This window comes from Halostagnicola sp. A-GB9-2 (assembly GCF_030068615.1).
Taxonomy (GTDB): domain Archaea; phylum Halobacteriota; class Halobacteria; order Halobacteriales; family Natrialbaceae; genus Halostagnicola.
Map to the genome: position 1 here is coordinate 356112 of NZ_JASJOC010000002.1, position 14789 is coordinate 370900.

The following is a 14789-nucleotide window of genomic DNA, read 5'->3' on the forward strand; positions in this document are numbered from 1 at the left end:
GCTTTCGACAGGTTCCTGTTTGTTATCGTGAGTATAGTCTGTGAGGGACAATATTTTAATTCGTTTAAATATGAAATGTAAATAGTGTTGTAGTGGATTTTATCCTCTGATTTTGATTATGTAACTGTTGTCCTCCGGAGGGATGACAAGTATATAACAGACGCCGTACCGTTCGTCGAACCGTCGAACCGCGGACCGTCACCCGGTTGGATTCGAACTGCTTTTGTAGCCGGTGAAAGAGGCGGGGATCGGACGGCCCAACGGCCCGCTTCCCGCTGATCTATTTGATTCGAACGATGCGCTGGAAATCGTTCCCGTAGTTGTCTACCGGCTTCTCGAGGTCGGGGAACAGCCGACTCAAGTCAAAATTCCGTAACGTTACAGCCAGAGCTTGCGTCGAACGGACGTTGGTTCGGTTGATTCCCAACGGATGGTCTACGAGAACGCGGCGTCAACTCGTTCAGACCAACCCGGACAAGAGTTGGTCACATGGTGTCGACTACCGGAGCACTCGACGAGCAATCAGCGTTCGAACGATCACGGCCGCGAGCAAGACGAACCCAACCGCCGTTGCGATCGGAATCGGACGACGCCGGATACCGGAGCCGGCCGCCCAGCAGAGACCGGGGTATTTCCGGGGTGAGGCGGCGGCCGCTCGAAGGTGCCAGAGTCCGCGGAGAGGCTTTCCATCGGCAAAGTACCGTTTTGCGATGACGAGTTCGTGACTCGATCGGATATCGAACCCTCGCTCTTCGAAATGTTCGACGGTTTCTTCGTGCATCGAGAGGTACTGACGGCTCGCCTCTTTGACGACGGCTGCTGGTGGGTGACCGGTCTCTTCGCGAACGACCAGCGGTTCGTCGACGTACGCGAGTTTTCCTTCCTTGAGAACCCGGATACAGAACTCCGGATCTTGAAATCGATCCAAATCCTCGGTGAACCCGCCGATATCGTCCGCGACGTCCGTTCGAACGAGCAGCGTCGAACCCGCACCCGGCTGGACGTTGTCCGCGAAAATCTCGCCGATCAACTCGTCGTTTCCTTCCGTCGTCGGCGTTTCGTCGCCAGCGGCCAGCGCGCTCGCAGCCGTACTCCGAACCAGACCATCAGCGCCGGATAACTCGAACGCCGAATCGCAGTAGGTGCCGACCCAGTCGCTCGAGCGCCCCTCGAGCGCCTCGAACTGTCGCTCGAGTTTCTCGGGAATCCACGTGTCGTCCGAGTCGAGAAAAGCGGTGTACGTACCTTGTGCGTGATCGATACCGGTGTTTCGAGCCGCGTTCGCGCCTCGGTTCGTCGCGTGAACGACCGGCCGAACCCGCGGATCGTCGTACGCCGCGAGCACCGAACTCGTTTCGTCTGTCGATCCGTCGTCGACCACCACCACTTCGAGGTCGTCGACCGTCTGCTCGAGCGCGCTGTCGATCGCACGAGGGAGGGTTTCCGCTCTGTTGTACGTCGGAATAATTACGCTAACGCGAGTCATTTCGTCGGTTATTCCGTCCCCCAACGGATTATTATGCCACCGCTAAGCCTCGTTCGAATTCGAACCGCTCTCCCCCGTTAAATCACCGGTCGTCCCGAACGTCGTCGGGGAACTCGTTGTTCTCGAGTTCCACGGAGCCAGAATCACTGCTGATGAAGACGGAGTTGCCGTTTTCGGACTGCGCTTCCGTGTTTTCTATCGTGACGTCGTCCGCACCGCTGATAGCGATCGACGTGTTCGACGTCTCGAACTCGCTGTTTGTGACGAGATATTTCGAGCCGCTGAGGTACAGTCCACCCCGTTCGCTGCTACCGGTTTGCTCGAGGGAGAACGAATCGAACTCGCAGTCGTTTCGTTCACAGTAGACGGCGTGTTGGATCGGGGTTCCGCTCGCGTCACCGGTGACGGAGACGTCTTGGAAGGAGACTTCCCCTGCGTCTTCGCCGAGAAGTCGAAACGCGTAGGCGCTGCCGTCGATTTCGACGTTGACGTCCGTAAAGCTAGCCGTTCCCATTCCCCGGTCGATCCGAATACCCGAACTATCTCCTTGTCCGACATAGACGTCCGTGTTTTCGATCGACACATCATCGACGTCGTCCATCACCCGAATCGCCTCACCGTTCGGCTCAGCTGCGTGGATGGTGACGTTATCGATGTCGAACGTATCCCCTCGGTCGAGTCGGATCGCATGCTGGCCGGGCGCGTGGTTCGGGTTTTCGTCGACGATGACCGTCGCGTTCCTAATCGCTCCGTGTGAGCCACTGAGGCGGATCGAGGCGGTGCTGCTGTTTGCGAACCAACCACCGTCGACGCCGACCTGTCCGTTCTCGCTGGAGGCGTACAGGCCGTTACCCGGGAAGCCGCCGAGGACGCAATTTGCGAAAATCAGTGTTCCCTGATGGTTGTTGTTGATGTGAATGCCGGTCGGTCCTTTCCACATGTTCCCTGCGTTCGGCGTATCTTCGACGTGGACGCCGCCGTCAGGTGCTTTGAAACAGTCGACGTATCCCTCCCCGTCCGGATCGGTAATATTGAACAATCCAGGACCCCATGTTCCGGCGTCGTGAGAGCCGCGGACGATAACGTTTCGAACGTAGAGTCCGTCCTCGACTTCGGCGTTGAGGACGCGAATGCCCGTTTCTTCCGCAGTCTGGTCGACCTCGAACCCTTCGAATCGAAGGTTTCGTCCGGGGTTCGAGCTCGTTCCCATTCGGAACAGACGGTATTGTGGACCGTCGAACTCGTGATAATTCGCGGGGACGATGGTCGCATCGTCACCGACGAACCCGACGTTATCGAACCCGGTGAGACGAAGCTGTGAATCCATAGCGTACCGCCCTTCGGGGAACCGGAGCAGAGTATCATCGCCTACGTGCTCGCGGAGGACGGGAGTGATCGACGTTTCTCCGGTCGGATCCGCACCAGCGTCGACGACATCGACAATGGTTTCGTACTGATCTTCAGTTTGCTGTGCCGAACCAATACCTGCGATTCCCAACGTCGAGCCAACGCCGACGAGACAACCTTTCAGGTATGATCTTCTACCAAGCGAACGTGATTGTGAATCTCCTTGCATCGCATGGAGGCGTTACCAGAGGGGGGATTTACATATATAAACGGTAACTGAAAATGAAATTATTGACGACGTGAATGGATAGAGAACAACTGTTTCATCGAGAACAAACAATCTTTCATTACGAGAGCTCTTTCGGAGTATTTTGCCACTTATGACGGTGCTAATCGCGTCTGAAGCCCGTTCCGTGCGCCGAACTGCTCTCTCTGTTGAAGCGCTTAGCATACGGATAAGAAAGGGGAGCTGACGCGTTTTTCCTGTCGATGACGAACAGAAACCGACGATCGTTCATAACGACGGCTGCCGTCGCCGCGACGGCGGGGCTTGCAGGGTGTGCTACGGAGGTGCGTGAGTCGCTTCCGTTCCAATCGGACGACTCTAGCGACGGTGGAAACGACGATGACGACAGCGATACCGAAGAGGGGGAGACTGAAGCGGACGAACTCGACCACTTGCCCGGCGAGACCGTCGAGGATTTCGACGATCTCGATGATTGGGTATCACTGCTCGACGGCGGGGAGCTCGAGGCGGCAACGGACGACCCGTACGCGGGGTCACAATCCGCCCGTCTCACCGCAGGCGAAGAAGGCGATTATGCGGGTATATACTCCACGGTTTCCGGGGGACTTGATTTAGACGAGCAAAACCTCTCGCTCGCGGTGAAGTTCACCGACCGTCAACAACTCCACCTCACAGTCGAGTTGTTCGCCCCGGATTCGAACAGCGTTCACTCGTTCACTCGGACGTTGGTCGGGCCGGCTGACCGATGGGTACGGGTCGACCTCGGCACCACCGGACTTGATTCGCACACGGACCTCAGTTCGGTCCAGGAGATCCGCATCGCGGCCCGCCGTCGCGGCGGGGAAGACGGATCCATCGAGTGCGAAATCGACGATCTTCGATCCGTTTCGCGTCCCGATCGAGGAAAGGTGTTGTTGCTGTTCGATGGCACGCTCGAGAGCCACCATACGGAGGCCCTCGAGCCGATGCAGGAACACGACTTCGTGGGGGTTGAAGCCGTTATTCCTGACGCCGTCGGGGAAACGGACCGACTCACGTACGGATTGTTACAGGATTTAAACGACGCCGGATGGGAGATGATCGCCCGGCCGCAAACGGGGTCACAGCGACTACCCGACTTCGAAGCGGACGAACAGGAACGAGCGATCGAACAGACGAAATCCTACCTCGAGAGCCGCGGATTCGACGACGGAGCGGAGCACTTCGTCGTTCCTGGCAACATACTCGGAACGAATACGATCGATGCTATTCGAGAGCACCATGAACAGGCGTTTCGCTACGGCGGGAGCCCGAACGCACTGCCGCTTACGGATCCGCACAATATCAGCGTATTCCCCGGCACCGAAGGCGACGTGACGAAACAGTACGTCGATTACGCCGCCGAACACAGCCAGCTCGCGGTGCTTCGCTTCGAAGAGTTAGGCGACGACGGAATGGAACTCGAGGCGTTCGAGGATCTCCTCGAGCACATCGACGACCAGGACATCGATGTCGTCACGGCGACCGAACTGCGAGAAGACCGATGAACCGATCTTCCCCTGGGCCGCTCGGCGGCCATGCCGGCAAACGACACGACAGCCGTTACCCCGACGAACTCGATGGGGGAAGTATCGATTCGCACGTGAACTATCACGGCGCTGGACGCGAGGATAATGCCCCAGATATCGAGGTCGCCGCGAGTTCCGGCAGCCGCGTTGGGCCCGGTGAGCACAGAGCGAAAACCGACGTCGACCCCCTCGGTGGACACTGATGTACCGAGAAACGTCCGTTGGTATCGTGATGCCCGCGTACAACGAGGAGGGGTTCGTCGGCGACGTTATTCGCGAGATGCCAGCGTACGTCGACCGAATGTACGTTATCGACGACCGTTCGACCGACGGAACCTGGGACGAGATTCTCGAGGCCGCTCGTGCCGATCGGGCGAAGCGTGCGAATCGCAGTGTCGACGGTGCTCGCGAACCGCCTGGGAGTGATCACCTCCGGGCTGATGGCGGTGCTGGAGCGTTGACGGAGCGAGCAACCGTTCACGAGCCGATCGGTCGTGTCGTCCCGATCCAACACCGAGAAAACATGGGTGCCGGCGGGGCGATCAAGACGGGCTACCTCGCCGCGCTCGAGGACGGTGTAACCGCGACGGTCACCGTCGACGCGGACGGCCAGATGGACCTCTCGCAGATGCAACGGCTACTCGACCCCATCGTAGAGGGGACCGCCGATTACACGAAAGGGAATCGATTGCTCAACCGCGAGTATCGATCGGCGATGCCACGGTTTCGGTTCGTCGGCAACGCGATGTTGACGTTTCTGACAAAGGTCGCCTCGGGGTACTGGAAGACGATGGACCCACAGAACGGGTATACCGCGATCTCCCACGACGCGCTCGAGGCGATCGATCTCGAGAACCTGTACGAGTACTACGGCTACTGTAACGACTTGCTGGTCAAACTCAACGCGAGCGACATGCGCGTCGCCGACGTTTCGATGCCGGCGGTTTACGGCGACGAGGAGTCGAGCATCGAATACTCGACGTACATTCCGAAGGTTTCGTTGATGTTGTTAGGGAACTTTCTCTGGCGGTTGAAAACGAAGCATCTTGGGACGGACTTTCACCCGCTCGCGTTGTTTTACCTGTTCGGGGCGGGAACGGCCGCCGTCGGAGCCCTCGGGATCGGGTGGGCGCTGTTCGATACAATACTGCAAAGCGGGTCGATTCTCCTGACCGGGACCGTGAGTTTCCTGATCTTTGGACTCGGAGTCACGCTATTGTTGTTCGCGATGGTGTTCGATATGGCCGAAAGCGAGCACCTCGAAAGTCAGTATCAGTAGGGACGATGCAAAAACGGGGCTGTCCCGACGGATTCAGCGTCCGTGAAGGGGAACCGTCCCGGTCGAAAATTCGATTTTGCTAGAGATCGCGGGTCGTCTTCGACGGTATTCCCTCAATGATAGTGTGGCCTCTTCTCCACCCATAATCATTATATTGTTTCATATAAATTAATATCTGTCAGTTAGATATTTGAAACGGTGATAGCCAGCGGAAACGTTCTGTTATATTAGTTTTTGTGAGCGTATATTCTATACGCGCACTATAATAATTCCTCACCCCAGTCTATAATTTTCAGAGTGATGGCTACACAAAATCAAACTGGCGACAAACTCACGACTAACCGAATGGGTCTTTCCCACTCGTTGAGGTCGTCTATCGCCAAGTATGCACCATTAGCTGGTCTGTTACTAATTCTCGGCATTCTCGGTGTCGAATTCAATTACCGACTCGATCTCGGACAACAGCCGCTCGAGCCGTACCGAATCTTCTTCGAATTACTCGTCGCCGGGCTCGTCGTTGCAGTCCTGCGGAGCAAGGTCGGACTCGTTACGTACGGAATGTTTGGTCCAATTATTCTCGCGTTCATCCTCGTCGAGAGTGGCCTTTTTTGGGGGACGGTACTGTTCGTCAATATCTTTCTCGTTGCCCTCTGTACGTACCTGATTCTCGAGCCGTTCCGTCTCGGAACTGCCCACCGAATCGGTGGCCTCGTCATGGTGGTAACGATCGCCATCACGACGTTTCACGTCATGGGTGATACCGGCGTTCTCCCGGACCAGGTGGACGCGCTACAGGTATTCTTCCCTGCAATTGTCACGGCGTGGTACGCGGACCGGTTCGCTCGAGAACTTTCCGAACGAGGGTGGCGAGCGCCGGCCGTCCGGTTTACCTGGACGCTCGTCGTCATCGTGATCGCGTACCTTATAATCGCCCAGGAGGGCGTTATCACCTGGCTGATGCATACGCCCGAAACGTGGGCCGCTGTCCTCGCGGCGAACGTGTACCTCGGCGCACAGTCGAATATGCGAATCAAAGAGTATCTCCGATTCTCGAACGTCTACAGCGGTTCGCGGTTTAGCGTGGCACGCGGTTCGATGTGGGCGCGGTTGCACAACGCCAAAGCGCGTATTCGTGGATTCTTCGGCGCTGACACGTCCCGGATCGAGACGTCGACGGTAATGGCGATGAATCGCCGAAACCGGTTGATCAAAGAGTACAACCCGTCACATCTCAATCCGGAACTCGACAAGGCATCGATGAAACGGGCGTTCCACGGCACTGGGGTTCCGACGCCCGATACCTACGCTCTCGTCGAAACGCCCGACGAACTCGAACGGGCAGAAGAAATCTTCGAGTCGAAAGACGAGTTCGTTATCAAACCCGATAGCGGTTACGGTGGCGAGGGGATTATCGTCGTCACCGGACGAACCAAAAACGGCTACTTCGAAACGTCGAAGGGCATCAAAACGCCGGAGCAGTTGCGCTCTCACACCCGTTCTATCATCGAAGGGCAGTACGATCCGATGGGCCTCGAAGGTGTCGCGGTAATCGAGGGGCTGATCCATCCCGACGATCACTTGCTCTCGATTGCCGGTCAAGGCGTCCCCGATATTCGAGTTATCATCTTCAAAGGATTCCCGATTATGGCGATGACTCGCCTTCCGACCGAAGAATCAGACGGCGCGGCAAACCTCCATATGGGCGCGGTCGGGGTCGGTCTCGGCGTTTCGAACGGCGACGCACAGGGCGGCTACCAGAGCACGAACAAGTGGTTCGACGAACACCCGGATACGAAGGTCGAACTCGACGGGTTTACCATCCCGAACTGGGGTGACGTGCTCTCGACCGCGGTCAAAGCCGCCGAAGTATCCCGTCTCGGCTATACGGGCGTCGATATCGTCATCGACGAGGAGCACGGTCCGATGGTCCTCGAGATCAACGCGCGACCCGGTCTCGGGATCCAGAACTCGACGTTCGACGGACTCTTAGAACGGACGTCGTTCATCGAAACGTTGCCGGACTGGTTCGACCTCAAGCCGCCCGAAGAGAAGATCGATCTTGCCAGGCGGTGGGATAGATCCGACTGGGATGAAAGTGGTATTGAACTGTCGAAACAGTGGGATTCCCCTGTCTGGAAGCGAGATGCAAATGCGATCTCTGACGGTTCCGATGACGAGGATCCCGTCGAACACGCTTCTCGTCCGGACGGTGCCACGGCTCCCGGCAATGAGGCGACGCCCGGCGAGGATAAGGAAGAGGTCCTTTCGGAGGTGAACCAGCGATGAATCGGGCCGCCCTCGGTTCTGTTCTTGCGATCGGGTTTTTGCTTCCAGGGGCGTGGATTGGAAGTGAGCAGACGATTACCGTCCCGATTCCCGCCGGACTCTCGATCACGGCCGAAGAGTCAGTCGCGGTCGGCGTTCCCGAACTGATCTTCGTCGGCATTCCGACGCTGTTTGTCGCCTTCATGCTCATCGAGGCGACCGGCCACGTCCGCGAACGGAAACCGCCGAGCTAATCGGGCTCCGCTCGAGTCGTCTCGCCCCGTAACCGTTCAACCGGCGAACAGTTCCACCGACTGGATTTAACGCCGGCAACGATTCTTACTGTCGGCTGTGCCGCTGTGAAGATTTTCGTATCCCCCGGGTGACGAGAATCTCGAACGACGTAGAGCCGACAGTATCAATCGCCCGTCGATTTTCCGCGGGAGAATCGCGAAGGAAAACCGGCTGGAAACGCGACCGGCCGACAGTGAGCGTCTTTGAAACACTCTTGTTGACGACCGGTCTCGCCTCACCAGAAACTCAGACTTCCGACGCCGGATCCAAACAATCCGAGGAACAGGCCGGTAACGAGTAGGGATAACCCGACCAGAAAGAGCAGGCTCTGTAACCAGTTCGTCGGCAAACCAGTAATTCCCAGCCCCTCGAGTCGGTTGTGGGCCGTTTCAGCCATCGAACCGACGGGATCGGGGAACGCACGTAACACTTCGAAGGGCTCTTCGGGGTCCATCGCGCCCACGAGAAGGCCGAAGGTGAGAAATATCGCGAGTCCGACCGGTGGCACGATCACGAGTGCGAGCCATGGGTTCGTGATCACCGAAGAGAGTCCGACGATGGGAAACGCGGCGAGAACTGTCGTCAACGCCGATCGGCCGAGTCGCGCATCGGCGAGCGGATCGAAGCCGATGACTCGAGCGCTCGCACAATGGAACGCGAACATCGATCCGTATCCCACGCTCGTCGCGATGGCCGCACCGTGCATCCCGTAGCGTGGGATCAAGAGGAAGTTCAAGACGATGTTGATCAGGGCGGCAACGGCGGTTGCGCCGACGGGATATCGAAGTTGTCCGTTCCCCTGCGAGACCGCGAGCACCGGACGCGCCAGTGCGAATCCGAGCGCACCGGGGAGTAACAACAGAAGTGGTGTGATCGCCGGAATCGCATCGGACCCGAAGTAAATCGGGACGACGGTGTCCGCCAGCGCTCCGAGTCCGACCGCCATCACGGCGGTCAACAGGAAGGTAAATCGCGTCGTCTTGGAGGCGAGGTTCGATATCTCCCGGCGCCTATTCTGGGACCAGAGCTCGGAGGTCGAGTGGACGAACACCGTCTGGAGTGCCAGCGGAACGAACCAGAGGAACTCAGCGAGCGTGAGCGCCGCCCGATAGTTTCCGACGATCGCGCTGTCGGTGTACCGCTGGAGCATCACGATATCGATGTGATAGAGCGACATCAGGAGGAAGATGAGCGCGATCGTCATCGAGTTGAACGTCAGCATCTTCTTTACCGGAAACCCCGAATCCGGGCGAGAGAAAAAGCAGGAAAGCGATACGCGACGGTGAACGAGGAATAGTCCGGTAGTGGCGACCAGCATACTCGCGAACAGGTGGCCCGCAAGCGCTCCGAAGACACCAAAGCCGAAATAGACGAACGGGATCGCGATGACGACGAACCCGACCGTATCGAGTATTTTCAACGGCTCGGAGTATCGCTCGAGACCGAATCCCATGAGCGTCTTTCTGGCGAAGTCTCGAAACTGGGCGGTGATCACGAGCAAGGCAAGCGCGTAGAAGTAAATCGATAGCTCGTCGCCGAACGCAACGCTAACGAACCCCACTCGAGCCGCCAGAAATAGCAGTATCGCTCCCAGAGCGGCGAGAAAAACGGCTAACCGGAAGTAAAAGCCGACGACGTGTTCGCTCCAGTTTCGCTCAGTGCGGTCCTCGGCCAAGAATTTTCGAACGCCGTCGGTAACCCCTGCACTCACGAAGATCATATAGATCGCAAAGATCGACATGAGGAACGAGTACTCACCGAATCCCGAGACCCCGAGGAGCCTGTACAGAAGTGGTGTCGAAACCGCTGTAATAACGAGGACGACGACCTTCGCGCTAATAACCGAGAACACTCCGCTTGCGAGACTTCTGTTCACAGGTCATCCCACCGGAGACGGTTCCGATTGGTCGTCTCCATCACCCACCCATGGTCGTTTTCCGGTGCAGACACAATATACGTCGACGCAGGAATCCGCCGTCCCTTATTATACCCGTCATAACGGCCTGAATTGGCGTAAAATACCTGGAAAACGTGCTAACTCGTGTCTCGATGATCAGTACATCCTAATTCCAAAACGATCGGTATAACGGTCCGTCCGTTCGGAATCGATGATCGCCAAGTCTCGTCTGAATCTGTTATCCGTTCGATCGTCTTGTTTCAGAATGTGACCGAGGGAATCGGTATCGCCGGGAAACAACACGACATCTCGAGCGCGTGCTCATTCGTTAACAGCTATATAAGTAGGTGTACGAGTACCGACGGTTCGGACAAGCAAATGGATTCAGAATCGAATCGCCGTCGCTTTCTCGGTGCAGTTGGGTTGGGGACAGTCGCGATGACCGCCGGCTGTACTGATATATTAGATGGAGACGATTCGAGCGGAGACGGCTCGGACGGAGAGACGGAAGACGACGGATCCGAGGAGGGCACCGGCGAAAACGGGTCCGAGGACGACCACGACGTACCGGACATAGACGGCGGAGCCGTGGTCTTCGTCTATGACGACGGACCGGTAGAGGATTACGAGCAGGCGTTTCCGGTCCACCAGGAGTTCGACGCACCTGCCAGCGCAGGCATCGTCACCGAATGGGTCGGTCGAGAGGATTACAACGACAACGACTGGATGACCGAGGAACAACTCAAGGAGCTCGCCGACGCCGGGTGGGAGATCATGGCCCACACGACCGCCCATACCGCCCTCGGGGAGTTCGAACTCGTCGAAGACGTCGAACCCGATGACACGCGAATATATCCCGAAGCGCGAAATCACGGGTTCCACCAGGTCTTCGATCTCGAGATCACAGATGGCGATAATCAGGTTCGACGAACCATTACCGGGTCCGCCGAGGACGAGACGGGAGCGTACATCGAGTTCGACGAACCGATCGGCGAATCGTTCGCGGCCGGCGAGACGGTCGAACGGTATCCCGAGGATCTCATGCACGAGTTCCTCGGCGACTGCAAACAGAACCTCGAGTCGATGGGGTTCGAAGTCGATACGCTCCTTGCGCCGTACGATATCGTCGACGACCGAGCCGTAGAGTTCGCCGAGGAGTACTACGATGGAATCGCGAACGTAAACCCCGGATCGATGATCAATGACGTAGACGATTTCGACCCGTTCGACACGAATCGAGATTACTTCATCGAGTTCACCACACCCACGACCGTCCAGAACCAACTCGACCAGGTCGCCGGACAAGAAGGGATCGGGATTATCGGCGCGCACACGTTCAAGGAGGAAGTCACGGAAGAGGGGATCCGCGAAACGCTCGAGTGGGTCGAGGAGCGCGATCTCACGGTTGTCACGCTCCGTGACGCCATTCGAGCCGCTGCGAACGCTGACGAGTAACGAGCCGGTTGCCGGTGAGTTCTGGTACCGGTTCCGAACCGTGTTTTCCGCGCGGACTGCGTTAGTGTGAGTTACTATGCTCCGGTAAGGTATGGCGACGAACCGATATCCGTGTTGTGCCACTGCCGAACGTTGTAAGCGCCGAGATCGTCGATTCCGTTCCCAATCTCGTTGTACTGAACCGTCGGGTTCGAGGCGCTCGAATAGAGGCGAACTCCCTCGAGTGACCCATCCTCCGAGTCCATGATGGAGTTTCGAACGTTGTTGTTGTCCGCCTGGTCGATGTAGGGATACTGACTCGCGTAAAACTCTCCGCGGTAGACCTCCGTATCGTCTCCCGTCACGACGAACGCGTTTCGATCGACGCCGTCGCGACCGGGTTGTTCGACGGTGAAGGTACTGAACCGGCAGTTGTCCCGACCGCATCGGATACCGTCGCGGAACCCGCCTTCGGCTCCCGCCCGACCCGAGATGTGGACCAGTTCGGTGAGCACTCGATCGTCATTGTTAGTTTCTCGGATCCAGATCGGATATCCGCCGGACGTTTCGTGAACGATATCGACGTCGAAGATGTGGGTGTATCCGGCCTGTCCGGAGACGACGATACCGTGATTGACTCGATCCCCTCGCATCTCGATCGACGAGTTCTCGAATCGCAGGCCGTCACACGAGTCCATCACCGATAGCGCGTGACTGGTTGGACTCGGTGACGTGATCGTTATGTCCGCACCGTCGACGGTCATGCCGTTGGCATTCTCGAGACGAATAGCGCGTTGACTAGCGCTGTAGGACGGCGTCTCGTCGATGACGACCGTCACATCGTTGATCTCGCTGTTGGTTCCGCCGAGTCGGATGCTCGCAGTACAGCTATTTCGATAGGTTCCGCCGTTGACGACAGTTGTTCCGGACCCCCCGGAGGCGTACAATCCGTTGCTCGGGAACCCGTCGAGTTCGCAGTCTTTGAACTCGAGGTAACCATCGTTTCGGTTCGCTTCGATCCCGATCGGGCCGCGCCACGCGTTTTCTGCATGGGGCGTGCGATCGGAGTGGACTCCCCCGTCCGGTGCACGGAAGCGTTCGACGATGCCCTCGCCGTCCGAATCGACGATTCCGAACAGCGCCGGCCCCCACGTTCCGCTGTCGTGCGTGCCGTTGACGGTGATATCGCGAACCTCGAGGCGATCGGTAACGTTTGCTCCGATAACTCGAATGCCGGTTTCGGGGGCGGTCTGATCGATATCAAATCCTTCGAACCGAAGCCGCTCCCCAGGGTTGAGCCAGGTCCCGAGTCGAAACATGCGAAACTGCGGTCCGTTGAAATCGTGATAATTCGCCGGAACGAGGGTCGCGTTATGTCCGAAAAAGCCGATGTTTTCGTATCTCGTGTGCCGGAACTGCTCGTCTATGTAGTACTCGCCTTCTGGGAACTTGAACGCGGTGTTGTCCGCTCGGACGTTATTGAGGACCGGCGTAATCGACTCCTCCCCGGTGGGATCCGCCCCTGCGTCGACGACATTTATAACGTTGTTATAGCCCTCGTGGAACGCGGTCGCGGATCCGCTCGTCGCCGTAAGTAGTCCGAGCGCGGAGACGCCGGCGATGGCACTCCCGCGAAGAAACGACCGTCTGGATTTGCTCGAGTTCTGTTTGGCTGATTGATTGGATTCGGTTCCCCGCCCAGCAGACTCCTGTGTGTCAGTGTGTGGTAATGAGGTGGGATCAATGGGTGTCTCGTGATTCGTATTTTGCGTACCGCTTCGTTTCGACATTGATATTCACTTTTACAAGAGTGATGAAGGGGTCCAGTATCTATGGATTCGGATATCCAGCCTTTAAGTGAGAAATCCTCATTCGCTGAACAAATCGGCTCAACAGTCACGCTGGATGAAACAGTTTGTCTCGTTGAAAACCAATAATTAATAGCGGGTTTCTTCCTCGACGCTATCGACGAATGGGGCATTACCTGCCTGCTAACTCGTCTCGCCATTTCTGCTTGCGACGCTCACACCAGCTTCGTTTCCTCGGCGAACGGGACGGTTCATCGATAAGCAGTACAACCATATCGGAGAGCGCTACAAGTTCCTTCAGTAGCGAAGATTGCAGTTGATTCGTTTGGGAGCTGATCGCAGTCAATTTGCGAGGGGCGAGCCCCGTAGTATCAATCGTGCGGACGGACCAAGGAAGATGGTATTACTGTCGCTCCATGCCGGCATGGCTACTCTAAAGCGATTCCTTGGCCACCGAGCACGGAAACGCTCAATCGGACTGGAGCGGCGTCTGGCCGTCCTCAAGTATCGCGCTGAGGAGTTCGGCAACGGCTCGCCGAAGACGTTGTGAAACTGCCGAGTTCGAGATCCCTAATCGGTCGGCAAGGTAGTCCTGTGAAACCGATCGCGGAATGTTGTAGTATCCCGCGTAGTACGCCATCGAAAGGATCTCTCGTTGTTGTTCGGTTAGCAGATACGATTCGTCGGCCGACGCCGTCGACTCATACAACTGCGTTATCCGAAACGAAACGTTATTGTCTCGACAATATTGTTGGAAATCTGCCAAGGCATCGCGATCCGGCAGGTGCACTCGGACGGTCCAACCCGGGTCTCCACTGATGATCGAAAAGACGTATATGCCGCGTTTGATGCATTGATCAGGAACGATTTTCCGCTCTAAACTGGACGTGACACGATAGATTGCGCGGTTTTCGAAGGTTGCAACACGGGTTGGGTCCGAAATCGTTCCGTCTCCTTCCATCGTTTCCTCCACCGTCGAATAGTCCTCAGCAAAGATGGAAACGAAGTACATCTCCGCTCCATCGACTACAGTATTATACTTGTATTTAATCGTGACCTCGGGATGACGTTTTATCGTCGGCACTAACAGAAGGTCGTCGTGAACGACATGGACTTCTGAAATGAATCCCATTGAGATCCCTGCCTGATTCGGCCACTCCATCGATTGGGCATATCTATAGACAG

Annotated in this window: 11 protein-coding genes; 6 read left to right on the forward strand and 5 right to left on the reverse strand. The window is 57.1% G+C overall.

Annotation, left to right across the window (positions count from 1 at the left end; translation table 11 throughout):
- Positions 1-499: 499 nt before the first annotated feature.
- Both QNM96_RS07260 and QNM96_RS07265 read right to left on the reverse strand, forming a co-directional pair.
- Complete coding sequence (locus QNM96_RS07260) at positions 500-1486, reverse strand: glycosyltransferase family 2 protein (protein WP_283835389.1); 987 nt, start codon at positions 1484-1486, stop codon at positions 500-502.
- 82 nt (positions 1487-1568) lie between these two features.
- The gene (locus QNM96_RS07265; protein ID WP_283835390.1) at positions 1569-3062 is read right to left on the reverse strand and encodes a hypothetical protein; all 1494 of its coding nucleotides are present in this window, start codon (positions 3060-3062) and stop codon (positions 1569-1571) included.
- A gap of 260 nt (positions 3063-3322) precedes the next feature.
- Between QNM96_RS07265 and QNM96_RS07270 the strand changes: the two genes are divergently transcribed.
- The 5 genes from QNM96_RS07270 (at position 3323) to QNM96_RS07290 (ending at position 8425) form a co-directional block, all read left to right on the forward strand.
- Positions 3323-4606, forward strand: a complete 1284-nt coding sequence (locus tag QNM96_RS07270) for a hypothetical protein (protein ID WP_283835391.1) — start codon at positions 3323-3325, stop codon at positions 4604-4606.
- The gene (locus tag QNM96_RS07275) at positions 4603-4830 is read left to right on the forward strand and encodes a hypothetical protein (RefSeq protein WP_283835393.1); all 228 of its coding nucleotides are present in this window, start codon (positions 4603-4605) and stop codon (positions 4828-4830) included. The genes QNM96_RS07270 and QNM96_RS07275 overlap by 4 nt, the downstream gene beginning before the upstream one ends.
- Positions 4830-5906 carry a glycosyltransferase family 2 protein gene (locus QNM96_RS07280; protein WP_283835395.1) on the forward strand — a complete coding sequence of 359 codons (1077 nt, stop codon included), beginning with the start codon at positions 4830-4832 and terminating at the stop codon, positions 5904-5906. Before QNM96_RS07275 ends, QNM96_RS07280 begins: the two co-directional genes overlap by 1 nt.
- Before the next feature lie 363 nt (positions 5907-6269).
- Positions 6270-8192 carry a sugar-transfer associated ATP-grasp domain-containing protein gene (locus QNM96_RS07285; protein ID WP_283835397.1) on the forward strand — a complete coding sequence of 641 codons (1923 nt, stop codon included), beginning with the start codon at positions 6270-6272 and terminating at the stop codon, positions 8190-8192.
- Positions 8189-8425, forward strand: coding sequence for a hypothetical protein (locus tag QNM96_RS07290; protein ID WP_283835399.1), 237 nt, complete (start codon positions 8189-8191; stop codon positions 8423-8425). The genes QNM96_RS07285 and QNM96_RS07290 overlap by 4 nt, the downstream gene beginning before the upstream one ends.
- A 275-nt stretch (positions 8426-8700) precedes the next feature.
- Here QNM96_RS07290 and QNM96_RS07295 read toward each other — a convergent pair whose 3' ends face one another.
- Positions 8701-10341: a polysaccharide biosynthesis C-terminal domain-containing protein gene (locus QNM96_RS07295; RefSeq protein WP_283835400.1), complete on the reverse strand. Its 1641-nt coding sequence runs from the start codon at positions 10339-10341 to the stop codon at positions 8701-8703.
- Between the two features lie 399 nt (positions 10342-10740).
- Here QNM96_RS07295 and QNM96_RS07300 point away from each other — a divergent pair, with 399 nt between their 5' ends.
- Positions 10741-11817: a polysaccharide deacetylase family protein gene (locus QNM96_RS07300; RefSeq protein ID WP_283835401.1), complete on the forward strand. Its 1077-nt coding sequence runs from the start codon at positions 10741-10743 to the stop codon at positions 11815-11817.
- Between the two features lie 74 nt (positions 11818-11891).
- Here the strand turns inward: QNM96_RS07300 and QNM96_RS07305 are convergent, their stop codons facing one another.
- Positions 11892-13586: a right-handed parallel beta-helix repeat-containing protein gene (locus tag QNM96_RS07305; protein ID WP_283835402.1), complete on the reverse strand. Its 1695-nt coding sequence runs from the start codon at positions 13584-13586 to the stop codon at positions 11892-11894.
- A gap of 487 nt (positions 13587-14073) precedes the next feature.
- Complete coding sequence (locus QNM96_RS07310; protein WP_283835651.1) at positions 14074-14736, reverse strand: helix-turn-helix domain-containing protein; 663 nt, start codon at positions 14734-14736, stop codon at positions 14074-14076.
- Positions 14737-14789 lie beyond the last annotated feature (53 nt).